This window comes from Desulfotruncus arcticus DSM 17038 (assembly GCF_900113335.1).
In the GTDB taxonomy this organism is placed as follows: domain Bacteria; phylum Bacillota; class Desulfotomaculia; order Desulfotomaculales; family Desulfallaceae; genus Desulfotruncus; species Desulfotruncus arcticus.
Genome location: NZ_FOOX01000021.1, coordinates 18,307 through 42,362 on the forward strand (window position 1 = coordinate 18,307; position 24,056 = coordinate 42,362).

The following is a 24,056-nucleotide window of genomic DNA, read 5'->3' on the forward strand; positions in this document are numbered from 1 at the left end:
GTGCTGTTATTTACCGGAGGTAGTAAGCTATGAAAGCATTGGTACTAAAAGATAAGTTTAATGCCGTTATTGATGAGCATTTTCCTATGCCCGAGATTAATGACAACGAAGTGCTGATTAGGGTCGAAGCCATTGGCGTATGCGGTACGGACTTTAAGCTGTATCGAGGGGAATACGGTGATGCGTATCCATTAATTCCCGGACATGAATTTGCGGGAATTGTGCAAGAAACAGGCCGAAGCGTGCAAGTGGTAAAGCCCGGGCAAAGGGTGACTGCCGTGCACACGGTTCCTTGCGGTTACTGCACTTATTGCTTGGAAGGACAGCATAACCAGTGCATTAACAGAACTGCTGCGGGAATATTGAATCACGGGGCTTTTGCGGAATATGTAAAGGTGCCTGTAGCCAATATCGTGCCGATCGGCGACTTATCCTTCAAAAAAGCTACCTTTGCCGAGCCTCTATCCTGTGTCATTCGAGCCGTGGAGAGGTCAAGGGCAAAGTTGGGCGAAAAAGTGCTGGTTCTAGGCACCGGCACGACCGGTCATTTATTTGCCCAAGTGCTTAAAGGTTTGGGCTGCACAGTATATATGCTGGGCAGGAATCCTTTCAAATTAAAAATTGCGCAGGATCAAGGTATTCATACATTAAATACAACAGAACTTGCCGCGGAAGCAGTTGTTGCCGATTTACTTGAACAAGTAGATATCGTAGTAGATGCTATTGGCCAACCACAGTTGGTGGAAAAGTTCGTACCGGTACTGAAGAAAGGCGGCAGGTTGATAGTTTTTGGCGTAAGCCAGGGGCAAATATCCTTTAATTATTTTGATATCTACCGCAAAGAATTGCAGATTATCGGCACCTTTGCCCAGCAGGAAAAATTCCCGCAGGCAATAGCTATTTTAAAGAATAACGCTATTGATGCAGAAACGCTGATTACCCACGAAGGTGGTTTGGAAGAAGTAAGAGACCTGCTAAGCGGCGAAAAACCGTCTGAGTTAATTAAGTTTGTAGCTGCGATCAAGGAGTGAGGAAAAGTGAAAGTTAAAACTATAGATGACGTTTACGTCGGTCAAAAAGAAGAGTTCTCCAAAACGATCAGTGAAAATGATGTCTATTTGTTTGCCGGAATCACAGCTGATTACGCTCCTCATCATATCAATGAAGAGTTCGCCAAAACAACGGTTTACGGCAGAAGATTGGTGCATGGCATGCTTACCGCTTCCCTGCCTTCGGCGTGTACTTCCAAAATTGTCTCGCCGGGCGCTGTTTCCATGGGGCATGAATTTAGATTTTTAAAGCCCGTTTTTATTGGAGACACAATAACAGCAATTGCCGAGGTAATTGAAATTAACCAAGAGAAGAAAAGGGTTAAGATTAGGACTTATTGTACCAATCAAAACGGTGACCTGGTTTTGGACGGCACAACCCTGCAGTACATGAAGGTATGATCCCGGCATGATCGGCACTGAAAACAGCGCAAACCCATTGCTCAGGCTGAATCCAAAGGATAATGCAGCTGTTGCTTTAAAAGACTTATTACCGGGTGAAACAATCGGCCTGGACAACCAATGCCTAAAAATTGCGGGGGCTGTACCAGCCGGACATAAAGTTGCAATAACTAAAATAAAAAAGTTTGAGCCGGTAATCAAATATGGCTGTCCAATCGGAAATGCTTTACAGGATATTAACCCTGGAGAATGGATTCATAGCCATAATTTGCGAACCGGTTTAGCGGGATTGGTTGATTATACGTATGCCCCGATTACAGATATTGAACCGGTGCATGACAACGGGATAAAAGAAAGTTCATTTCAGGGGTATCTTAGGGAGAACGGAAAAGTAGGCATTAGGAATGAAGTTTGGGTTATCAATACAGTAGGGTGTATAAACGGGATTGCTGAGGCGATCGTGCACCAGGCCAAGTCGGAACTAAATATGGATGGGATCGACGGCATCTTTCATTACGGCCATCCCTACGGGTGTTCACAATTAGGAGCCGACCTGGAAAACACGCAGCTGATTTTGGCCAATCTGGTTGATCACCCGAATGCCGGGGGAGTATTAGTCCTGGGCTTGGGCTGTGAAAACAACCATTTAGCGGTTTTTAAGCCATGTCTTCATCCGCTAAATGACAAGAGAGTCAAGTTTTTGAACTGTCAGGATGTCGGTAACGAAATAGCTGACGGGGTAAAGTTAATTAAAGACCTGGTAACCTATGCCCAAAAGGCAAAACGCCGGACTGTGCCTGCAAGTGAATTAATTGTTGGCCTGAAGTGCGGCGGGTCCGACGGCTTTTCCGGAATTACCGCCAATCCTTTGCTGGGAGCTTATTCAGATCTGCTGGTTGCTCAGGGTGGCACAGCGATCATGACGGAAGTTCCGGAAATGTTTGGCGCTGAAACAACGCTCCTGGCGAGAGCAGCCTCAAAAGTAGTTTTTGATCAAATGGTGGATTTGTTTAATGCCTATAAAAGCTATTACCAAGCTCATAACCAGCCGATCTATGAAAATCCCTCACCGGGAAACAAAGAGGGGGGGATAACTACATTAGAAGAGAAGTCGCTCGGTTGTGTGCAAAAAGGCGGGTTGAGCCGGGTAAAGGACGTATTGGCCTACGGTGGCCGGGTTAAAACTCAGGGGCTAAATATCATTGCCGCGCCGGGTAACGACTCGGTAGCCTGTACGGCTTTAGCGGCTGCGGGGGCGCAGTTGATTCTATTTACCACGGGAAGGGGAACTCCTTTTGGAAGCGTTGTTCCGACAGTGAAAATATCAACCAATAAAGCATTATTTAATAAAAAAAGCAATTGGATTGATTTTGACGCGGGCTGCCTGCTGGAGGGAATCCCGATGCCTAAACTAACCGGTGATTTGTTTGAATATGTTATGCAAGTAGCTAATGGCTCGGTTTTGACAAAAAACGAAATTAATTATTGCCGGGAAATGTCAATATTTAAAAACGGTGTGACTCTTTAATAATTCAATAGCAAAAAACGTATTTTATTTTTTAACGCGCATATGAAATATTATTTCATAATATAAAATTAAGGAAATGAAATAAATATGAGAAGTGATTTAAGCATCCCTCCCGTCTATAAAAGGGGAGCCGGAGTTTTACAAGATGTTGGCAAGTTTTGTAAAACCAGGGCTAATAATGTATTCATAATAAGATAGGAGCTTTCACCGACAGTGGATTGCAAAAAAATTGCCGAAGTAGCCGGCAGAGCCAAAGATATGCAAAACATGCCCGTGCAAGTTACCAGCCGAATGGTGATCGATGCCATTAAACTAGTTGACCGGTTAAGTTCGGAAAATTTCTAACGAGGGGGTAATAATGCTGCTTCGTTCCAAGGAACTAAAAAAAGTGGCCCCGGAAATTGATGCGCTAAGACGAGGCATGGATTGGCATCAGAGTGATTTGGACAGACCCGTAATTATTATCGAGAGTACTTGCGGGTCCAGCCATCCGGGCAGTTATCATTTGAATTACCTGGTTGAAGAAGTGGAAAAAGGAGTTATCTACAACCAGGGAAAAGCAGCCAATTTTACAGTAACCGATATTTGCGACGGCATCGCCCAGGGACATGAAGGAATGAATTACTCCCTGTTATCAAGAGAAATGATGGCCGGTATGACGGAAATCCACGTGCGTGCCAATGCCGCCGACGGACTGGTGCTCATCTCGTCCTGCGATAAGGCCGTGCCCGCCCACCTGATGGTCGCCGGCCGGCTGAAGATACCGGCTATTCATGTTCCCGGAGGAACTATGCTCACAGGGCCAAACGGAATGACGCTGGAACAGATCGGCTCCTTCGGCATGATGCACCAGAAAGGGGAAATTGCCCAAGAAGCTTTTGCCGATTTACAGGCTTCGGCCTGTCCCTCATGCGGCGCGTGTCAGTTTATGGGGACAGCCGGTACGATGCAGATCATGTCCGAGGCGCTGGGTCTGGCATTACCCGGCACGGCGGTTGCTCCTACCGCGATCAAGCCCATAAAAGAAATGGCTAGGGATGCGGGGTATCAGATTGTTGAACTGGTTGCCAAAGGAATAACGACTCGGGACATTTTAACCTACGAAGCTTTTTATAATGCTGTTGTAATTCACGCAGCGATTTCCGGGTCCACTAACGCTCTGCTGCATTTACCGGCCATTGCCAGGGAGGCGGGGGTAGGGTTAAACGCGGATCTGTTTGACCAGGTTAACCGGAAGGTTCCTTACTTAGTCAACGTTAGGCCGGCGGGGAGGTACTCCACCGAGTATTTTTGGTATGCCGGCGGTGTTCCCGCTTTAATGCTGGAGCTGCGGGATTATCTACATTTGGATGTGTTAACCTGTACCGGCAAAACTTTAGGTGAAAATCTTGAATTAATTAAAAATTCCGGGTGGCTGGCAAGAAATAATGGTTATCTAAACAATTACGGTTTAAAACAGGAAAATATCATTCACCCGCTGGACAAACCGATTCAGCCCGAGGGCTCGATGGCCGTTCTAAAGGGTAATGTAGCTCCGGAAGGTTCGGTTGTAAAGCATTCGGCGATTAATCCGGCTATGCTTGTCCATACGGGGCCGGCCAAAGTATTCAGTGACGAGCTGGCTGCACGGGAGGCGGTTTTATCCGGGGTAATTAAACCCGGTGATGTTGTAGTGGTCCGGTATGCCGGTCCCAAGGGCAGCGGTATGCCCGAGATGTTTTATACCACGGAGGTAATTGCTTCCGATCCAGAGTTGGTTGCCACGACGGCAATTATTACCGATGGCCGGTTTTCAGGCGCTACCAGGGGACCTGCGGTAGGTCATATCTCACCGGAAGCTGCGGAAGGAGGCCCCATAGCTTTAATTGAACAGGACGATTTAATCAAGATGGACATTCCTAACAGAAGCATTAACCTGGTGGGCAGCAAAGGCCGGCTAAGAAGTCAGGAGGAAATAGCGCAAATATTGGCGGAACGTAGGAAAAAATGGAAAAAGCCAGAAATAATTAACAGCTCAACAAATAAAGGTATACTGGGTATTTATAAAAAACTGGCTACTTCCGCCATGTCCGGCGGTTATATGGAGGTAGACTAAATGAAAAAACTGGAGATTTTACACAAAATTATCGAAAGCGGTGTCGTTGCGGTAATCAGAGCGGATAATGCGGAGAAAGCCAAGAAAATAGTAGCGGCTGTAAAAGCGGGCGGCATTTCAGCAATTGAAGTGACGATGACGGTTCCGGGAGCTATTGATGTAATTAAAGAATTAGCCAATTACAAAGACAGTGACATCGTTTTGGGGGTTGGTTCCGTTCTGGATCCGGAAACGGCAAGAGCGGCTATTTTAGCCGGAGCGGAATATGTTGTCAGCCCTCACTTAAATCCCGAGGTTATTAAACTATGTAACAGGTACCAAATACCTTGTATGGTCGGGGGTGCGACGCCAACAGAAGTTGTTGAAGCTCTTGAAGCGGGAGTGGATATTATCAAAGTGTTCCCGGGCGAAGTGGTTGGGCCTAAATTTATTAAAGCCGTTAGGGGACCTATTCCCCAGGCGCCGATGATGCCTACCGGAGGAGTGGCTCTGGATAATGTAAAAGACTGGTTTGCTGCCGGAGCAGTGGCTGTAGGAGTAGGCGGAGCATTAACAGCGGGGGCTAAAACGGGGGATTATAATTTGGTTACCGAAACAGCCCGTCAATTTGTAGCCAAATTCAAGGAAGCGACTGGTAATAAATAAGCAAGATTAAAAATATAGTTTGGTGTCTTGGGAGGAGAATAGGCATGAGTAAAAAAATTGTTACTTTTGGTGAAATTATGCTGCGTTTAGCTACCCCTGGGTATCAAAGAATTACTCAGGCGTCCGATTTTGAGGTTACTTACGGCGGGGGCGAAGCTAACGTGGCGGTCTCTTTGGCCAATTATGGTTTTGAGGCGTATTTTGTAACTAAATTGCCACCAAATGAAGTTGGGGAAGCCTGTAGGAATTATATCCGTAGGTTTGGCGTTCATACCGATTACATTAATATGGGTGGCGAACGTTTGGGAATTTATTTTTTAGAAACAGGGGCGGCTCAAAGGCCCTCCAAAGTCGTTTATGACAGGGCCAATTCAGCGATATCCAAAGTCCAAAAAGGGGAATTTGATTGGGCCACTACTTTTGATGGCGCGGAATTGTTTCATTTTACAGGTATCACCCCGGCTCTTAGCGATTCAGCGGCCGAGGTTACTATGGAGGCGGTCCAGGCGGCCAAAAGTGCCGGGGTGCTGGTAAGCTGTGACCTCAATTTCCGTAAAAAACTCTGGTCGCCGGAAAAGGCCAATAAAGTGATGAGTGAACTGATGCAATATGTTGATATTGCCGTTGGTAATGAAGAAGATGCCGAAAAGGTATTTGGTATCAAGGCTGAAAATACGGATATCCATGCGGGTAAATTGGATGATTCCGGGTATCGTGAAGTAGCTCAGAAATTAGTAGAGAAGTTTGATTTCCAAAAGGTAGCGATTACATTAAGAGAGAGTTATTCCGCTTTCGATAACGGCTGGTCTGCTTTACTGTATGACGGCAAGGAATTTTATAATTCAAGAAAATATAATATTCATGTCGTGGACAGAGTGGGGGGCGGAGATTCCTTCTGCGGCGGACTTTTATACGGATTATTGAGCGGCATGGATAATCAAACGGCTCTGAACTTCGCGGTAGCAGCATCTTGCTTAAAGCACTCCATCCCGGGAGACTTTAACCTGGTTTCCAAAGCTGAAGTTGAAAATTTAATGTCCGGTGACGGGTCCGGCCGGGTGCAAAGATAGATGGTATAATAGCAGTGGTATGGGGATGGTGAAAGGGCGGATATGGCAAAGCCCTCTCTTTCGCCCTGCCGCTGCTGAACTTAATTAACACAAGCGAGGCATTGGAATGAGCATCATTTCTGAATTGTTAATGAATATTCCCGTCCCTAAAATGGTTAGAATAAAACAAAAATTCGATAGTTATGCTTTGGAAAATCCGGTGCTTAAATTGGAGCAGGAATTAAATAAAACTGGTGGAATTGAGCGGGTAAAGCCGGGCCAGCAAGTGGCAATCGGCGTGGGAAGCAGGGGAGTTGCGAACATTGCCGTCTTGGTAAAAAAACTCGTGCAAATGGTGCAAAAGGCCGAGGCGCATCCATTTATCGTTCCCTGCATGGGCAGTCACGGTGGAGCCACTGCCGAGGGACAAAAAGAGGTGTTAGCCGGCCTGGGGGTAACTGAGGAGGCGATGGGGGCCCCTGTTCGCTCTTCCATGGATGTTGTAATGCTCGATCAACTACCCAACGGTCTGCCTGTATACGCCGATAAAAACGCTGCAGAGGCCGATGCCATGATCGTTATTAATCGCGTAAAACCTCATACCGCTTTTCGTGGCCCGGTTGAAAGCGGAATCATGAAAATGATCAGTATCGGGCTGGGCAAACAAAAGGGAGCTGACGCCTGCCACCGGTTGGGGTTTAAACATATGGCGAATAACGTCCCCCAAACGGCTAAAATTATGCTGAGCAAACTTCCTATCATATTTGGCATTGCCCTGGTGGAAAACGCAAATGATCAAACCTGTATAGTGGAATTATTACCGGCTGAAAAAATAGAAGAAAGGGAGGTTGAACTGCTAAAAAAGGCCAAGGCTTGCATGCCGAGAATATATTTTGATCAGATTGATGTGCTGGTGATTGATTATATTGGTAAGAATATTAGCGGAGACGGTATGGACCCAAATATTACAGGCCGCTATCCAACCCCGTATGCTTTCGGCGGGCCGCAAGTATCGAAAATGGTGGTGTTGGCTCTTACCTGCGAGACGGAAGGTAATGCCAACGGGCTGGGGACTGCTGATTTTGCCTCCCAGCGGTTGGTAAGCGCTATGAATAGGGAAGTAACTTATGCTAACGGTCTAACATCCACAGTATGTGCACCGACTAAAATTGCTACTACGTTGGAAAATGACTTATATGCAATTAAAGCCGCCATCAAGACATGTAATATATTGGATTATACCAAATGCCGTTTAGTCCGAATCAAGAACACTTTGAGTCTCAGTGAAATTGAGATTTCAGAGGCCATGTTGAAAGAAGCTGAAACAAACGTTAATATTGAAATTATGACAGAACCTTATCATCTCTGTTTTGACGGCCAGGGAAATTTATTTTAAGCATCTTTCAACTTTGTCAACACCCGTACCTAAGGAGGGTATTGATGTGGGAAATAATGGGACCAAGGTCCAGTCATTGGATAGAGCTTTCCAATTGATAGATATAATTGCAAATTCCCCGGAAGCCCCAACATTAAATACGATTACCCAGCTAGCCGGTTTACCCAAACCGACAGTTTACCGGATTTTGTCCAGTCTTGAATCCTGGGGATATGTTGAACTGAGCAAGAATAAATGCTATAAACTTGGCGTTAAATTTTTGCAATTGGGAGCGCAAATGCAGCATGAATTAGATATTAGAAAAATTGCCCACCCGTATTTGCAAGAATTGAACAACATCACCAAGGAAACAATTTTTTTGGGGATAATGTATAAGGGACGGGGCTTATATGTAGATAAATTAGATGGACATTATTCTATAAGATTGGTTTCCCAGGTTGGGTCACTTAATTATTTGCACAGTACTGCTTTGGGTAAATGCTTGCTGGCCGATATGACTGAAGGAGAAGTAGATTTACTTTTGACCAAATACGGTATGCCTACTTTAACGACAAAAACAATCACCAACAAAGATGTTTTAATAGCGCAACTTAAAAATGTTAGAGAGAACGGGTATGCCATTGATGACGTAGAAAATGAAGAAGGGGTTCGCTGTGTGGCAGCTCCGGTCAGGGATCATGAAGGAAAAGTGGTAGCGGCGATCAGTATTTCAGGTCCGTCTTCAAGGATAACTAACGAATCAATAAATGGCCACTTAAAAGCGGTTTTAATAGAATCCGCTCAAAAAGTATCCGCTTCTTTAGGATACAGGGCATTTATTTAAAATACCTGTTATATCGTTTTATATGATAATGTTGCGTTTTGCCTTTTTAATACGTCTCCGCATTTGGGCATGAAGTAAATGAATTAATTAGTAAAGGAGATGTTGAATGAGTATGCTAAAAGTGGCTATCAACGGCTTTGGACGGATCGGAAGAAATGTATTGAGGGCTGCTATTGAAAAGGGATATTTGAACACTTCAAATGCCCCGGTTAAAATTGTGGCCGTCAATGATTTAACTGATCCGGATATGCTGGCTCACTTGTTTAAATATGATTCAGTGCATGGTAAATTACCGGTGGAAGTGCAGGCCGGTAAAAACAGTATTATTGTCAACGGCCAAGAAATCAAAGTGTATGCTGAAGCTGATCCGGCAAAACTGCCTTGGGCAGAACAGGGGATAGATGTGGTGTTGGAATCCACCGGCCGGTTTAGAACGGCGGAAAGTGCCCAAAAGCATCTGCAGGCCGGGGCTAACAAGGTAGTTATCACTGCTCCGGCCAAGGGCGAGGATATTACAATTGTGATGGGGGTTAATCATCACTTGTACCAGCCGGAAAAACACAACATTATATCCAACGCTTCATGTACTACCAATTGCCTGGCGCCGGTGGCCAAAGTGCTGCACGAACAGTTTGGCATTGTCAGGGGTATGATGACTACCGTGCACTCTTTTACCAATGACCAGCGCATTTTGGATCTGCCGCATAAAGACAGGCGCCGGGCCAGGGCTGCGGCTCTAAATATTATTCCTACCACAACGGGGGCAGCCAGTGCGGTGGCACTGGTCATGCCTGAATTAAAGGGCCGGCTGAACGGCATGGCTATGCGGGTACCTACCCCCAACGTATCCGTGGTGGACCTGGTATGCGAACTGTCCAAGCAGGTTACCGAAAAAGAAATAAATGAAGTGCTGCAGCAGGCCGCTGCCGGTGAACTGCGGGGGATTATGGACTTTACTTTAGAACCGCTGGTTTCCAGAGATTTTAACGGCAATCCCCATTCTTCAATTGTTGACGGACTTTCCACTATGGTGGTTAAGGATAATATGGTTAAGGTTGTAGCCTGGTATGATAACGAGTGGGGCTATTCCAACCGGGTTTTGGATTTAGCAGTATACATGGGGCAGTGTAATGTACAGTAATGCGCCGGACAGTTCGAGCATGAGTGAAAGGGGGGCTTGTATTTGAGTACAGTGACAATTATGGAGGCAGGGTATGAAAACTGTCATCAGGTAATTGAAAAGATATTTCAGTTGTTTCCCTTAGCCATTGCTTTTTAACCGGCTGACAAAACGAGTTCCATTTTCGCAGTAATAGTCAAATTTTTTATAATCCATGTACCCTCGGTTGAAGACATTTAATGCATCATTTTCTTCTATTACCAGGGCGTCCATCTGGGCCTTCAGAAGGCCTGGCTGGCGTAATCAGAGCTTTATTGGGTATAACACCATCTTTATGGAATTTCAAACGCAAGTGAAGTTTTACACCGCCTTTGATTTCCCCAATTCCGCCCAAGGGTAACGGCTAAGACAAAGACTGATAGTAGAGGAATCAATAAGATTGATTCCGTCCAACTTCTTGGCAGATTATGAAAACCTAACTTTTTACCAGCTTCTAGTTTTACGGCTTTAAACAGTTGCTGAATTACTTCCGGTGTATACATCTTAACCTGCGAGAAATCTGTGAAGCACTGATCGAATTTAGGTCGATTGCCTGACTTAATACCACCGTTGTTTTTGTGCGATATATCATGCTGGCACTAAGTGCCAGGGAGGAGAAGGATCCTAAGACTCTTGGCGAGCTGTTTTATCTGTGCTGCGATGAAATTGAGGATATTTGCTTTGCCGAAGCTATTCTTCTAATCATGGAACTTTTGGCCTCCACGTTGAGCAAAGAATTTCTTTTGTTCGAAGAGCAAGTTCAACAATTTTTAGATACGTTTTTTAAACAACTGCCTGCTTTTCTGAAAAGTTCGCTTCACAAAAGGATTGTTGCTTGATACTAATTAGAACCCAAATGCTTAATTATTAAGGCCTTGAGCTTATTTTAAAGGTGCGAAAGTTGAGTTAATAATAGATTAAGTAAGGAGGAGGAAATATGTTGCAAGAAAAGGTTGCTTTAATAACAGGCGGGGGAACGGGTATAGGACGTTCAATAGCTCTTAGGTTAGCCAAAGCTGGTGCCAATATAGTTATCAACTATTCCCGCTCAGAAAAGGAGGCTTTTGATACTAAAAAAGAGATAGACGGAATGTTTCAAAAATGCTTGGTCTATCGGGCAAACATTGCACAAGATGCTGAAGTTAGGGTTATGGTTAAGAGAATTATTAACGATTTTGGCCGTCTAGACATCTTGATTAATAACGCAGGTATGACATATTTTATTGAACATAATGATTTGGAGGGTCTTAAAGACGAACATTGGGATCAAATAATGGACGTTAATGTAAAAGGCATGTTTCATTGCTGTCGGGCCGCTGCTAAACATCTAAAAGACAATAATGGTTGTATAATTAATATTGCATCTATAGCTGGCATTACAGGATTAGGTAGTTCAATAGCTTACGCAGCTTCAAAGGCTGCAGTCATAAACATTACGAAATCGCTGGCTCGTGTCCTTGCTCCAAAAGTACGAGTAAATAGTATAGCACCGGGCGTCGTGGAAACACGTTGGATTGAAGGTCAAGATCTCAATAAACTAGCGTCGGGGACACTTCTAGGCAGAAATGCTTATCCAGATGAAATCGCAGATGTAGCTTATGCACTTATTGCTAATGCTAAATTTGTCAACGGTCAAACCATTGTTGTAGATGGGGGATCTATTATTTAAAAGAATTTCTATTTTTTTATTTTAAAAGTATACAAGTTAATTGTATAAAAAGTAAATATGATGAGCATAGCATTTATTATAGTGGCTAAGTTTGTCAAGACAAATTTTTAGCCTTCTATAAGGTGATTTTACCTCCTCTTTTTGTGAGTATAAATTAGTAAATAATGGCTGTTAAGCAATGAGGCCAGCGAGGAGGAATTTTTATTAGTTTTATTTTGGTCAATATATAAGTTCTCTCCGAAAAAGAAAGTTAATGGCTTATTTAGATGCTTAGCTAGCTTTTCAAGATCCTCAACTGAGATTTTTCGCCTGCCTAATTCATAAAACTATAGATTGCTCAGAACAATTAAGAATTAAGCCTAATTCCCTTTGGGTCAGACCTCTATCCTCTCTAGCCAATCTAATTTTATTACCTATATTTATTGACTGTGGATACGGCGATAAGCGGCCGTATCCACCATATACAGCAGAGATAATCAAGGATAGTCATTCTTTATGTCGGAAGTTTTTGCGTCAAAAGGGCCTGTTCTCGACAGTGGCCCAGTCCTTTTATTTCGTTTCTGTCACATCTCCTGTGCCCATAAGGATTATTCGATGTTCCGGGGCATAGTAATCTTTGGAAACCAATTTTTTTGTTTCCCCGGGGGCTGTTTTGAAAACTTTATAAACTTTAGCAATGTAACCACGTTTGCCCGAGCTTAAGACCTTTTGCTGTCCCTTTCCCAGGGAAGCTTGCTTGCGGATAATTACCTTGGGGTCCAGCGGCGTTAATTCCGTTAATATGTCAGCAAGGGGTTGGTTTTCATCTATAACGCCCCAAATCCTAACCGCAATGCCGTGATCTTCTAAATGCGCAGTGATAAATATAGAGTGTTCGCTGTTATTACGAAAACGCAAATCTTGTTGTCCGTACGCTACGGTGGCATCAAGGCCGGGGGCTACGTATGATACTGTTTTAGTGTGGGGGTGGCGTTCGATAATTTCCAAGTTAGCTAACAACAGCGTGTTATATAGGGTGGAGGAAAGTTGACAGATTCCTCCACCGTATCCATCAACTACACGATCACCTTCAATTACCGGAGCTTTTTTAAAGCCATTGGCAGCGGTTCTTTCGCCTACCTGTTGATTATAAGAAAATACTTCTCCGGTCTTGACCAGGGTATTGTTAATGGCTTGTATGGCCAGTTCTATGTTGTGCGTGCGGTTTTGCTGTGACAGGTCAAGTTTTGTTTCACACTCGCCCAATATGTTTTGCAGTGGCTTAAGGTCAGCGGCAGATACCGGAGCCGGATTCTTTTTGGTAACTAACTTTATAGTTGGAGATAAAGGCGGGCCTAATTTGCTTATCTTGGCAATTGAAGAGGGAATGTCCAGATTGATCCCTTCTTGTTCCGGTATCACATGGCGTTCGTTATTTTCCCACTTGATGATGGCGCCGGTTGGTTTTCTATCTATCTGTTTTTTTAAGTCTTGCAGTTTGTCGGTCAGTTTTTGGGAATTAAACGTTAGTTCCAAGGGTATATTTAATCCGCTGCCCAGTAGTTTCATGTTATTGGTCAATGTTCTGGCGATACCTTGCGGCTGCTGCATATCTAACGCTTTATTTATAGCTTTTGTATAATTAAAGTGCGCATCAATGTCAACCAGGCTTATATGCATAATTTGGTTTCCCGCTTTTAAAACCAGTTGTTTTTCCAGTTCCGTATCAAAAGCATTTTGTAGGCGAGCTGCAGCCTCTTCAAGTTTAAGCCCGCCTATAGGAACTCCGTTGATCAATACTCCTATAGGAATAGCTTGACCCGCCCGGTAATGGTTTATAGCTGACCAGGCCGCCAATGTTGTTGTGGTTTGTACGAATATTATTGAAAAAATCAATCCTATTTTAAGGTAAGAAGGTATTTGCATGTTATCCCCATATTTATTTTACAAACATGGTTAATTCAACATATTTATCTACACGCATGGCCTGTTCAATTACTTCCTCAGTGATTACCGTACCTTCTGCAGCTACAATATTACCGTTGCTGTCAATAATCGTCTTGCTTACTTTTTTGCCTATCAGGTATTCGCGTTGCTTTTCACCAAAAATCTTTAACGGATCTTCAGTTTCATCGTCTTTATCAGCAGTCTGATTTTCTGTGGCGGTTTGAACTTTGGCCGGTGTGGGTTGAACCGGGGTGGTATCCTCTTGCTCCTGCAAATCCGATGTCAAAGCTATATTGGCATCCTCATTGACAATCAGGTACTTTTGCCCGTAAGTTATTATTTTTGCGACGGGAATGATCCCGGCGGGCTCACTTTCTCCTTCGGCAGTTAATTCGCAGCCCTTAATTTCTCCTGTATGTTCATCGAAAAATATCTCTGTAACCTTACCGATGAGAAGCCCGTCGCTGGTCATGATGCGGGAACCTAAAACCGGCACATGGCTTTCCAACAATTTTACGGCATTTTCCACTTGGGAAACCAGTTGGATATTGGCTTTTTTTTCGGTAGTGACTGCATTATGCCCAATGGCAGATACATCGCTGAAAGCCAGAGTATATTTTTCCAGGTACCATTTTTCTCCTTCCAGCAGTAAATAATCAATGGTACCATTGTTGGGATTGATTAGAAGGGAGTGCGCTTTCCCGATTAAATCCCCCTCTGTTATGGCCATCACAGGCAAGTTTAAAACATCTTTTGATTTCTTCAAAAAGAATACCTCCTTTACGCGGCATTTTGTAAAATATTAATTTTATTTTTTATTTCATTAATAGTTACAACATCTAATTCACTCTGCCAGTTAATCAGTAATATCTTTAAAATTTCAGCTGCCTGCCAGGGTTGGTCGATTAACTTATAAATTTCACTGATTTCCAATAGTATCAGCACTGCCAGTTTGGAAGCGGGCTTTAGCTGCAATGCCGCATTAAAATTCTTTATGGCTTGCTCATAATGCCCGGTTTTTTTACTGGAAAAGCCGCTGACAATTAATTGCTGCAGGTTTTCCGGTTGGGTGTTATCTGGTATTGAGTCTTGGGTATCAGGAATATTATCTGTAGGCCCGGGTATTGTATCACTAATTGCGGGAGCATGGTCCGGTGCAGTTTCTGGCTGGGTAGTATTTGTTTTTAGGGAATCCAAGTCCGCTTCTTCCAGCAAAGGTTCCTCGGCGTTAGATTTTTCAACAGGGTCAAGGACCTGACTGTCCCCTTCGTCTTCCGGTTTGTAATCAGGCTTGTCGATATCCTGGACATATTGGTTGGGCTTTAATTCTTCCTGGGGTAGTATTTCTTGATTAGTTTCAGTATCAGTTGCACCGCCTGTCAATTCGCACGGGGCTATTGTTGCCGTTGTTTCATGTGCATTAGCTTTCAACGATGAGAGCGGCGCTGCCGGTTGAGACACAGCTTGTTTAGACAAAGATGCTTCTGGTGTCCGGAATAGCTGGCTTTTATTCTCTTGAACAAATATAATTTTATCGGGTGTTTCCTGCACGGGCGGAACCTTTTGTTCCGCTGTCTCCAGTTTGTGAAGAGCGGTTTCCTCAAATATTTTTTCTTGCACTGCATCAGTGGGTGATACTGTTGCTGGCTGCTCGCTGCTTGTCCCCATATCCGGTCCGGTTATGATTTCGTTTAAAGCTTCTTTTTCTGCAACGTGTTTGGCGGGCTGTAATTTTTTATCCACCAGCGCCAGGATAATGGCGCAAATTAATATAAAGCACAAAAGAAATCCTATAACCTGTGGATAGGATAAATGCGCTGCCATATAAGGAAAAAATATAGTGCATAGCAAAGAAATTATTCCTGTTATTACCAGTGCCGGTAAACTTAACGGAATAAAGTGCCGTATTAAAAACATAAAAATAAAAAACAGTAAGTTAAAGACGAAGATCGCTGTAATGAAGTCCAGCATGTTTTACCTGCCTAAAGTTAAGTTTTTAGTAAAAATAGCTATTATAAGAAATTTCGATCTAATCCGAGAGATTTCCTTTAATAACAAGAAATTATTTAATTTCTTGCCACACCTATCCAGACAAATATATCGGCAAAGAAATAGATCATGCTTCGTACATCTATCCTGTATTTATAAAGTCGAAAAAAAGCAAAACATATAATTTTAGTATCAGAGTAATTTATCTCCATCGAGCCCATAATAAGAAGTGAGGTTTGATATTTTTACTTAATAAGGTGATTACAATCGCAAATATAGTTATTATTGGTGCCGGAACAGCTGGTATGGCCGCGGCCCGAACTTTACAGCAAGGCTTAAGCGATCAACACAAGGTAATCCTCATAGAACAACACTCTGAGTTATATTTTCAACCCTCGTTGTTGTGGCTGATGGTGGGAAGACGAAAAATACTGGATATAACCAGGAAAACGAGGCAAATGCAGGCTTCCAGCGCCAGTGTCATCTGTAGTGAAGCGCGAACAGTGAATATATCAAAAAAAACTGTTAAAACCACAGATGACCAAACTTTTAGTTTTGATCAGTTAATTCTCGCCACTGGTGCAATGGCAACAAAAGCTAACACGAAAGAATTGGCCAGTGCAGGCTATAATTTATATACTGTGGATGGAGCGTTGGCAATAAACTCCGCTATAAAAAGTTTTAGGGGTGGGGAGATAGTATTAGTTGTTACTTCCCTTCCGCACAAATGTCCACCTGCCGTGTACGAAGCAGCATTTTTGCTTAAAGAGTGGTTTTCCAAGGCGGGCAACAGGGAAGATGTTAACATTTCCATCCATACACCGGAAGTTATACCACTTCAGCAAGCAGGTACAAAAGTCGGACAGGCTTTAAGTGAAAAGTTACAAAAACAAAAAATTAACCTCTATACGGAACAGAGGTTTAAAAATGTAGATCCTGTGCAACAGATCATTCATTTTGAATCAGGTGAAGTACCATACGATTTGCTTATTTATATACCTCGGCATGTTGCCCCCGAAGTTATTAGCGATAGTGGCCTAGCAGATGAAACCGGTTGGATTTCCGTCGATCCATTTACTTTAGAAACCTGTTATAAAGATATTTACGCAATCGGAGATGTAAATCATATCTTATTGCCGTCAGGGCTGGCAATGCCGAAAGCAGGTGCATTTGCTCATTTTCAGTCGCAGGTTGTTGCTGATAATATTCTGAAAAAACTTGAACATAAGCCGCCGGCTCGTTTTTTCGGAGGTAAAAGTGCCTGCATGATAGAAACCGGTTCGACCGCTTTTGCCCTTTGGGGTAACTTGTATAAGCAAAATCCTTCGTTTATAGTGCTTCCGGAAAATCGTTTTTGGCTGTCGGGCAAATGGTTTGTAGAACGGGTATGGCTTTATGAACACAGTTAATTTGTTTACCCCAAAAGGGATGTTTTAGCCTCTCACCTGATCAAACCTACTGAGTAAACACTTCAACGATAATCACATTTTACTTCTCTGGTTTAAGACGGGCATAATTTTTCCTGTTACCTCTCCTTCAACAACAATTTGATTTTGTTCATTGGTACAGGTCATGTGGAGCGTCAGTTTGTTGCGCCGGGGATCTTTCTCGGTCACTGTTACCCGTGCACAGATTGTTTCTCCTATATAGACAGGAGCTAAAAACCGGAAGTTCATCCCGGCTGCCGGGTATGGTTCGGGCAATAATGTTCCACCTGCATGGGTAAGCATGCCGGCTGTAAGCAGCCCTGGTACGACTCTGCCCTTGAAGCCGCAAAGGGATGCTGTTTGGGGATCCATATGAATGGGGTTGAAGTCGCCTGTTAGGCCTGTGAAATTGGAAACATCTCCATCTGTAAAGGTCCTATAAAATGTAACGGAATCTCCAACTCTCATCTCTTCCCAGGATTTAAAGCAGCGCATTTAAAATACCTCCTGCCTATTTCATTATGTTTCCATAATAAGCTGAAAAATCGATTTAAATCAACCCGTTGCTCAACATATTAAAGTCCAGGTTAGAGTTTTCAAAAAAAAATCCCCCGTTTTGGCACGGGAGATCATTGTGTTAGATTCAAAAAGATGGAGCCCAGCAAACCAGTGGCAGTTCAAAATGGTGGGTAAAGTAGGGGCTGTTGGGACGAACCCGTACGGTATAACCGTAATTTCCCTGCGGCAGTGCGACGCTGCCCTCGTATATGTGATCACCGCTGCTGCAAGAATCTACAGCTGTTAGTGGTAAGGTATGGATTCTGAATAAACCATCCTTACACTTTTCTCCGTAGGCAATTTCCACCTGGATGTATTCCCGGGGTATCTGTTTTAACCTAACTGTTGCTTGGATGAACAGTTCATCCCCAAGGGGCATTGTTTCTGCCTCACTGGCTTGAACATTGATAATTTGTACGTTATGCCAGTTATTAATTAGAAATTGTTTAAATTTATACATCTCTTGGCACATCTGGTAATTATCAGCCGTAAAGATGCTGTTTCTTTGCATCGCGCTTAAATAAAATTTCTCTGTGTATTCTGTAACCATGCGCTCTGTGCTAAAGCGGGGGGCAATTGTTTTTATTGATTGTTTCATTTTTTGAATCCATTTGACAGGCGTTCCGTCCGGCTGGCGGTCATAGAAGGCTGGAATTATGACTTGATTAAGCACCGTTAATAAAGAGTTGTAATCATATTTATCCTGTGCCTCTTCATCGTTAAAATCCCAATCGGCTCCAATAGAGAAGCCGTTTTCCCCATTATAAGCTTCTGGCCACCACCCATCCAGTATGCTGCAATTAAGCACCCCGTTTAAAGCCGCTTTCATACCGCTGGTACCGCTGGCTTCCATCGGACGCCTGGGGGTGTTCAACCAAACGTCAACTCCCTGGACTAAACAGCGGGCAACGTTTATGTCATAGTTTTCTAAAAAGATTATTTTACCTCTGAATTGCTCTTCGGCGGCAAGGTCGTTAATCTGCTTGATTAATTCCTGCCCTGCTGTATCCGCCGGGTGAGCTTTACCGGCAAAAATTAACTGTACAGGGCCATTGGGGTTATTGAGCAGCTTTAACAGCTGATCCTTGTTGCTAAATATTAGATTAGCCCTCTTATAGGTGGCGAACCGGCGGGCGAAGCCTATGGTAAGAGTATTGGGGGTTAGATAGTTTTCTACTTCTTTTACCCGGTCAAAAGTCTCCTGGTTACGAGTACGCTGTTCGATTAATTTTTTTCGGGCAAAATCAAGTGCTTTTGCTTTTAGAGCTGTATGCACTTGCCAAAAATCTTTGTCGGGTATGGCGTCAACCTCTGCCCATGTGGCTGAATTAGCTATCTTCTTTTCCCAGTCATGGTCAAAGTAAGTGTTAAATAGCTCTCTTAATTCCGGGGCCAACCAGGTAAGAGTGTGTATTCCGTTGGTAATATGGCTGATAGGAACTTCTTCAACCGGGATTCCCTGGTAGAGGTGGTGAAACATAGCCCGGGATACTTCGCCATGCAAACGGCTTACTCCATTGCAGTGACCGCAGAATCTCAGAGCCAGCAGGGTCATATTGAACCCGCCTTCCGGAAGGTCTTTAGCCAGTTCCAGTAACTGCTCCCGGGTTAAGCCCATTCTTTCATATAAATGGCTGTAATACCGGTCCACCATTTCAAAAGTGAAAACATCGTGCCCGGCAGGAACAGGGGTGTGTGTAGTGAAGATTGAATCAGCGCGGACGGCCTCCAATGCCGGTCCCAGAGGCAGCCCTTGCTCTTCAGCCAGTTCACGGACTCGTTCTATCAGTAAAAAGGCGGCATGACCTTCATTTATATGCCATACTGTGGGCTTTAAGCCCATTGCCCTTAGCGCTCTTACACCAGCCCTGCCCAATAAAATTTCCTGGCTGATGCGGGTTTCCTTGTCTCCTCCGTAAAGCTGGCCTGTCAGCGCCCGGTCCTCCAGACGATTGGCGGTTAAGTCGGCGTCAAGAAATAAAATGCAAACCCGCCCAACTAACATTTTCCAGATGCGGGCATAAACTCTGCGCCCTGGTAATTTCACGTCTACAATCAGTTCCCTGCCCGTTTCGTCAATCACAGGCGTTATCGGCATTTCACTAAAATTTTGAAATGGATAATCTGGTTTTTGGTTCCCGTCGCTGTCAATAAGCTGGGTAAAATATCCTTGCTTGTACAATAAGCCAACACCCACGAAAGGAAGGCCAAGGTCGCTGGCAGCTTTGCAATGGTCTCCTGCCAGCAGCCCCAACCCGCCGGAATACGTGGGGTGTGATTCATGTACGCCAAATTCAGCAGAAAAGTATGCTATTAACTGTGTTGATTCCGGTGTTTTGCAGTTGTCATACCAGGTTTTTTCCTGCATATAATGGTCAAATGAGTCCATTACTTTACGGTAATTGTTAGTAAATTGTTTGTTCTCCGCAGCGTTATTTAGTTCATCTTCGTTGGCGCGAAGTAGAAATTGGACCGGGTTATGATAAACTTCCTCCCATAACCGGGGGTTAATAAAGCGAAACAATTCCATAGCCTGGTCGTTCCAGCTATACCATAGGTTGTAGGCCAGTTCTCTCAGGCGCCCTATCGATTCCGGCAGACGCGGAATTATTGAAATGGTGCGATAAGGGTACATTTTACACCTCCGTAACGTAACTAATAACTAATTTATTAAAAAACAAATTTAAATATAACCTACTGGTTGTGACATCTTTCACTATACATTATAATACCAGTAGTAAAATAATTTTAACTTTTTTACATTATTTTTACTATATATTTAAACAATTATTAAACAATTATTAATAATTTATTGGTATACTAAAGACAGGTTTTACCATTATTGGGTTTGGAAAGGGTGATTTATCAATGAGCATTAATATCGAGAGGTTTGAATTGCCTGAATGGTATGATGATAATTTAATGACCCTGCTTGTGGTAAACCAGCATAGTATCTATCTATATTGGGAAATGTGTTTTGAACAATGGAAAATCTTAGATGGAAATCAACTGGTAGTTAATCTGTATGAGTTGAATTCAGACGGTGTGGATCCCGGTAATCGTTTGGTCCGACGCCATACGTTGCCCCCGTTTACCGGGGACTGGTATTTTCATAATTTACAGCCAGGCCGGCGTTATCAGGCTGAAATCTGCTGTCAGCAAAATGACCGGCAGCTCAGCATTATGAAGTCAAATATAGTAGCAGTGCCACCCGCGGGGCCCTACCAGGGATTGCGGGAGGTGGAATGGCGTTCGGTGGATGGTATTGGCGACATGGGAACTCCGGCTAAAGCACCTGCTGAAACAATGAAAGAATTGGTTAATACCATGTCCTTTTATATGGGGATTAAGTAAGTATAAAAATGGGGGTAATTTAATGTCTGACGGTTACCTGGCCTTGGTATTGCACGGGCATTTGCCCTACATATATCATCCCGAACGCGATGATATATTGGAAGAAAGATGGATATACGAGGCTTTGACGGAGTGTTATTTGCCACTGCTTGAAGTTTTTGAAACACTTGTAGCTGATGAAATTGTTTTCCGCATCACCCTTTCACTTTCACCCACGCTTTTGTCAATGCTGTCAGATGAAAATCTGCAGGAGCGTTATTATCAGCATTTGCAAAATACCATTAAACTGGCCGGGCTTGAACAGGAGCGTCTTGCCACCAGTACCGAATTTAAGTCTGTGGCCGATTTCTATATGGATAAGCTAAACAGTATGCTGCACCGGTATGAAAAATACAGAGGTAATATCATTAATCCCATTAAGTTGCTGCAGCAAAAGGGGTGCCTTGAGGTTATTACAACCTGTTCCACACATGGTTATTTGCCATTGATGAAAAACCAGATCAGCAGGAGGGCGCAGATTGAGGCCGCATTGGACGAGTACTACAGACATTTTGGCCGCATGCCCGGGGGAATTTGGCTTCCCGAATGCGGCTATGCCCCCGGTGTAGATCAAGTTATTAGAGACTGTGGTTTAAAATATTTTTTTATAGACACGCACGGTATTGTCAATAGCAGTCCGGTTCCGGTATATGGTGTTTTTGCGCCGGTATGCACGCGTACCGGAGTGGCGGCGTTTGGACGCGACCCCGAATCGTCCAGGCAGGTTTGGGACCGCAATCAGGGTTACCCCGGAGATCCTGTTTACAGAGAATTTTATCGTGATATAGGTTACGATCTGGATCTTGATTATATCGGTGCTTTTTTGCCGGGCGGTAATTACAGGGTTGATACAGGGCTAAAGTATTATCGTATAACCGGAAAAGAAGTGAAAAAAGAGCCGTATAATCCGGAAATTGCCGCTCGCAAGGCGGCCGGGCACGCCCGGGACTTTGTGACCCGGCGGCGAAAGCAAGTGCGGGAGGCAGCAGCTATGGTTGACCGCCGCCCGGTGATTGTTGCCCCTTATGATGCCGAGCTGTTTGGCCACTGGTGGTTTGAAGGACCACTGTGGATCAACTCTGTTTGCCGGGAAATCGCCGGCGATAAAAACTCCCTGCGCCTGGTCACGCCAACTGATTATTTAATGGAATACCCGCAAAACCAAACTGTTGATATTCCCATGTGCAGTTGGGGTGCCGGGGGATATAACCAGCACTGGCTGAATCCCGCCACTGATTGGATGTACAAGCACGTACATGTAGCAGAGGATAGGATGTCGGAATTAGCGGATAACAACCCCCGGGCTGCAGGTATTGCCAAACGGTGTCTTAATCAGTGCGCCAGAGAACTGCTGCTGGCCCAGAGCAGTGATTGGCCGTTTATCGTTTTTGAAGAAACAGCGGTGGATTATGCTAAAAAAAGGTTTAGCAACCACCTTGGCAGGTTCAATATTCTGGCTGAGATGCTGGATAGCGGCGGATATGACCATGAGACGCTGCAGGAGATCGAATCCAGAGCTAATTTTTTACCTAATATCGATTACAAGGTTTACTGCAGCAATAAATATGTCAACCGGCCGTCCGGCATTAAAAAAAACTATCGCATCATGATGTTATCCTGGGAATATCCACCTATGACAGTGGGTGGGCTGGCCCGGCACGTGCACGATTTGGCCTGCGCGCTGAGTTCAATGGGAGACGAGGTTCATGTTTTAACCTGTCCTGCAGAGGGCAGGGACATTTTTAGCCTGGACCGGGGTGTTTATGTGCACAGGGTGCACCCTGACAAGCTTTCTGCTGAAAAGTTTATTGACTGGGTAAAACAATTAAACGATGCCATGCTGGATATGTCCGGCATGCTGGTTGAGGTCTTTGGCTCCTTTGATCTAATTCACGCGCATGATTGGCTGGTGGGGGAAGCCGCGCGCCGTATTTCGGACCGGTATAATTTGCCGGTGGTGGCCACGATACATGCCACTGAGCATGGTAGGAACCAGGGCTTGCATAATGAACTGCAGCGGCATATTCACAGGCTGGAGGCGCAATTCGCCAAGCGTTCCGATTTAATTATCTGCTGCAGCAATTACATGAAACATGAAATTGCCAGGTTATTTGACCGGCCGGGTACTAAAATTAGAGTTATTCCCAACGGTGTTGAGCTTGAAAATATTCAGATTGGTATAGATCAAACTCCGCAACGGGAAGGGGACGGCAAAACGATCATTTTTCTGGGGCGATTGGTTCCTGAGAAAGGTGTTCAGGTTCTTATTGCAGCCTTGCCCGGGATTATTGAGGCGGTAGGTGTGGTGCGGCTGGTAATTGCCGGCAAAGGGCCGTATCAGGAGGAATTGGAAAAGCTGGCGGCAAGCCTTGGAGTCGGCAAGCATGTAAGTTTTGTCGGCTTTGTCGATGACGAGAGCAGAAACCGGTTATTAAGCCAGGCTGCTGTGGCTGTTTTCCCCAGCCTTTACGAGCCGTTTGGCATTGTGGCACTGGAGGCAATGGCTGCGGGCGTACCGGTGATAGTTTCTGATACCGGAGGCCTGCGTGATATTATAGAGCATGGTATCGACGGTTACCTCGCACCACCGGGAAATGCTGAAATGCTTGGCTATTACGTATCCGAACTGATCAGGCACCCGGAACTGGCGCAGCATTTCAGCAAGCGCGCCAGGAGGAACGTTTTTGTTAAATTCAACTGGCAGCAAATAGCCGTTGAAACGCTGGGGGGATACGCCGAAGCCTGCAGGGGCAGTGGCAGGTAGTATTTGACAATTAATGTAACAGGGTGTAAAAGTGATATAATACGAAAGAACGAACCCATGCTTCTTGGAATGTGTCATAAAACTGCTTGACTTAAATACTTTACTGTTGGTATTAGTGCATACATGATATAATTAATATATGTGCATAATTCGTTATATTTTGCCTGTGGTAACTGAAATTGGA

19 protein-coding genes and 2 pseudogenes are annotated in these 24,056 nt (G+C 44.2%); 15 read left to right on the forward strand and 6 right to left on the reverse strand.

Annotation, left to right across the window (positions count from 1 at the left end; all coding sequences use genetic code 11):
- The first annotated feature begins 29 nt into the window (after positions 1-29).
- The 10 genes from BM056_RS21655 to gap all read left to right on the forward strand — a co-directional run bounded on the left by BM056_RS21655 (position 30) and on the right by gap (position 10,128).
- On the forward strand, positions 30-1,031 hold the full coding sequence (locus tag BM056_RS21655; RefSeq protein WP_092474418.1) for an alcohol dehydrogenase catalytic domain-containing protein: 1,002 nt from the start codon (positions 30-32) through the stop codon (positions 1,029-1,031).
- 6 nt (positions 1,032-1,037) lie between these two features.
- A complete protein-coding gene (locus BM056_RS21660; protein WP_092474420.1) occupies positions 1,038-1,451 on the forward strand; it encodes a MaoC family dehydratase in 414 nt (137 codons plus the stop codon).
- Positions 1,452-1,458: 7 nt separating this feature from the next.
- Positions 1,459-2,979 carry a UxaA family hydrolase gene (locus BM056_RS21665; protein WP_092474422.1) on the forward strand — a complete coding sequence of 507 codons (1,521 nt, stop codon included), beginning with the start codon at positions 1,459-1,461 and terminating at the stop codon, positions 2,977-2,979.
- A 213-nt stretch (positions 2,980-3,192) separates the two neighbouring features.
- The gene (locus BM056_RS27385) at positions 3,193-3,324 is read left to right on the forward strand and encodes a glycerol dehydrogenase (protein ID WP_165613656.1); all 132 of its coding nucleotides are present in this window, start codon (positions 3,193-3,195) and stop codon (positions 3,322-3,324) included.
- Between the two features lie 13 nt (positions 3,325-3,337).
- Positions 3,338-5,074 carry a dihydroxy-acid dehydratase gene (gene ilvD / locus BM056_RS21670; RefSeq protein WP_174549991.1) on the forward strand — a complete coding sequence of 579 codons (1,737 nt, stop codon included), beginning with the start codon at positions 3,338-3,340 and terminating at the stop codon, positions 5,072-5,074.
- A complete protein-coding gene (locus tag BM056_RS21675; RefSeq protein ID WP_092474424.1) occupies positions 5,075-5,719 on the forward strand; it encodes a bifunctional 2-keto-4-hydroxyglutarate aldolase/2-keto-3-deoxy-6-phosphogluconate aldolase in 645 nt (214 codons plus the stop codon).
- Between the two features lie 44 nt (positions 5,720-5,763).
- Entirely contained in the window at positions 5,764-6,789 is a 1,026-nt protein-coding gene (locus BM056_RS21680; protein ID WP_092474426.1) for a sugar kinase, read from the forward strand.
- Between the two features lie 106 nt (positions 6,790-6,895).
- Entirely contained in the window at positions 6,896-8,164 is a 1,269-nt protein-coding gene (locus BM056_RS21685) for a nickel pincer cofactor-dependent isomerase, group 22 (RefSeq protein WP_092474428.1), read from the forward strand.
- A 46-nt stretch (positions 8,165-8,210) separates the two neighbouring features.
- Entirely contained in the window at positions 8,211-8,987 is a 777-nt protein-coding gene (locus BM056_RS21690) for an IclR family transcriptional regulator (protein ID WP_131820814.1), read from the forward strand.
- 106 nt (positions 8,988-9,093) lie between these two features.
- Positions 9,094-10,128, forward strand: coding sequence for a type I glyceraldehyde-3-phosphate dehydrogenase (gene gap, locus BM056_RS21695; RefSeq protein WP_207648235.1), 1,035 nt, complete (start codon positions 9,094-9,096; stop codon positions 10,126-10,128).
- Between the two features lie 126 nt (positions 10,129-10,254).
- On the opposite strand, the pseudogene BM056_RS26985 reads toward gap, so the two are convergent.
- Positions 10,255-10,705, reverse strand: a pseudogene (locus BM056_RS26985) (transposase); the annotation flags it as partial.
- 1 nt (position 10,706) lies between these two features.
- Between BM056_RS26985 and BM056_RS21700 the strand changes: the two are divergent.
- Positions 10,707-10,985, forward strand: a pseudogene (locus BM056_RS21700) (IS4 family transposase); the annotation flags it as partial.
- A 98-nt stretch (positions 10,986-11,083) separates the two neighbouring features.
- The gene (locus tag BM056_RS21705) at positions 11,084-11,815 is read left to right on the forward strand and encodes an SDR family NAD(P)-dependent oxidoreductase (protein ID WP_092474432.1); all 732 of its coding nucleotides are present in this window, start codon (positions 11,084-11,086) and stop codon (positions 11,813-11,815) included.
- A 549-nt stretch (positions 11,816-12,364) separates the two neighbouring features.
- On the opposite strand, the gene BM056_RS21710 is transcribed toward BM056_RS21705, so the two are convergent.
- The 3 genes from BM056_RS21710 to BM056_RS21720 are packed head-to-tail and all read right to left on the reverse strand — an operon-like array spanning position 12,365 to position 15,523.
- On the reverse strand, positions 12,365-13,690 hold the full coding sequence (locus tag BM056_RS21710; protein WP_165613657.1) for a VanW family protein: 1,326 nt from the start codon (positions 13,688-13,690) through the stop codon (positions 12,365-12,367).
- A 43-nt stretch (positions 13,691-13,733) separates the two neighbouring features.
- The gene (locus tag BM056_RS21715) at positions 13,734-14,507 is read right to left on the reverse strand and encodes a PRC-barrel domain-containing protein (RefSeq protein WP_092474436.1); all 774 of its coding nucleotides are present in this window, start codon (positions 14,505-14,507) and stop codon (positions 13,734-13,736) included.
- A gap of 14 nt (positions 14,508-14,521) precedes the next feature.
- Entirely contained in the window at positions 14,522-15,523 is a 1,002-nt protein-coding gene (locus BM056_RS21720; RefSeq protein WP_131820815.1) for a tetratricopeptide repeat protein, read from the reverse strand.
- Between the two features lie 443 nt (positions 15,524-15,966).
- On the opposite strand from BM056_RS21720, the gene BM056_RS21725 reads away from it, so the two are divergent.
- On the forward strand, positions 15,967-17,139 hold the full coding sequence (locus tag BM056_RS21725; protein ID WP_092474440.1) for an NAD(P)/FAD-dependent oxidoreductase: 1,173 nt from the start codon (positions 15,967-15,969) through the stop codon (positions 17,137-17,139).
- Positions 17,140-17,211: 72 nt separating this feature from the next.
- On the opposite strand, the gene BM056_RS21730 is transcribed toward BM056_RS21725, so the two are convergent.
- The gene (locus tag BM056_RS21730; protein ID WP_092474442.1) at positions 17,212-17,652 is read right to left on the reverse strand and encodes a MaoC family dehydratase; all 441 of its coding nucleotides are present in this window, start codon (positions 17,650-17,652) and stop codon (positions 17,212-17,214) included.
- A 148-nt stretch (positions 17,653-17,800) separates the two neighbouring features.
- Positions 17,801-20,350, reverse strand: coding sequence for an alpha-glucan family phosphorylase (gene glgP / locus BM056_RS21735; RefSeq protein ID WP_092474444.1), 2,550 nt, complete (start codon positions 20,348-20,350; stop codon positions 17,801-17,803).
- Between the two features lie 233 nt (positions 20,351-20,583).
- Between glgP and BM056_RS21740 the strand changes: the two genes are divergently transcribed.
- Both BM056_RS21740 and BM056_RS21745 read left to right on the forward strand, forming a co-directional pair.
- Entirely contained in the window at positions 20,584-21,069 is a 486-nt protein-coding gene (locus tag BM056_RS21740) for a DUF4912 domain-containing protein (protein WP_092474446.1), read from the forward strand.
- A 22-nt stretch (positions 21,070-21,091) separates the two neighbouring features.
- The gene (locus tag BM056_RS21745) at positions 21,092-23,872 is read left to right on the forward strand and encodes a 1,4-alpha-glucan branching protein domain-containing protein (RefSeq protein ID WP_092474448.1); all 2,781 of its coding nucleotides are present in this window, start codon (positions 21,092-21,094) and stop codon (positions 23,870-23,872) included.
- Positions 23,873-24,056 lie beyond the last annotated feature (184 nt).

Excerpts from the sequence above, each read along its gene's own strand:
- BM056_RS21655 (WP_092474418.1), top strand. The coding sequence starts at position 30 with ATGAAAGCATTGGTACTAAAAGATAAGTTTAATGCCGTTATTGATGAG.
- BM056_RS21665 (WP_092474422.1), top strand. The coding sequence starts at position 1,459 with ATGATCGGCACTGAAAACAGCGCAAACCCATTGCTCAGGCTGAATCCA.
- ilvD (WP_174549991.1), top strand. The coding sequence starts at position 3,338 with ATGCTGCTTCGTTCCAAGGAACTAAAAAAAGTGGCCCCGGAAATTGAT.
- BM056_RS21675 (WP_092474424.1), top strand. The coding sequence starts at position 5,075 with ATGAAAAAACTGGAGATTTTACACAAAATTATCGAAAGCGGTGTCGTT.
- BM056_RS21680 (WP_092474426.1), top strand. The coding sequence starts at position 5,764 with ATGAGTAAAAAAATTGTTACTTTTGGTGAAATTATGCTGCGTTTAGCT.
- BM056_RS21685 (WP_092474428.1), top strand. The coding sequence starts at position 6,896 with ATGAGCATCATTTCTGAATTGTTAATGAATATTCCCGTCCCTAAAATG.
- gap (WP_207648235.1), top strand. The coding sequence starts at position 9,094 with ATGAGTATGCTAAAAGTGGCTATCAACGGCTTTGGACGGATCGGAAGA.
- BM056_RS21705 (WP_092474432.1), top strand. The coding sequence starts at position 11,084 with ATGTTGCAAGAAAAGGTTGCTTTAATAACAGGCGGGGGAACGGGTATA.
- BM056_RS21730 (WP_092474442.1), bottom strand. The coding sequence starts at position 17,652 with ATGCGCTGCTTTAAATCCTGGGAAGAGATGAGAGTTGGAGATTCCGTT.
- glgP (WP_092474444.1), bottom strand. The coding sequence starts at position 20,350 with ATGTACCCTTATCGCACCATTTCAATAATTCCGCGTCTGCCGGAATCG.
- BM056_RS21740 (WP_092474446.1), top strand. The coding sequence starts at position 20,584 with ATGAGCATTAATATCGAGAGGTTTGAATTGCCTGAATGGTATGATGAT.
- BM056_RS21745 (WP_092474448.1), top strand. The coding sequence starts at position 21,092 with ATGTCTGACGGTTACCTGGCCTTGGTATTGCACGGGCATTTGCCCTAC.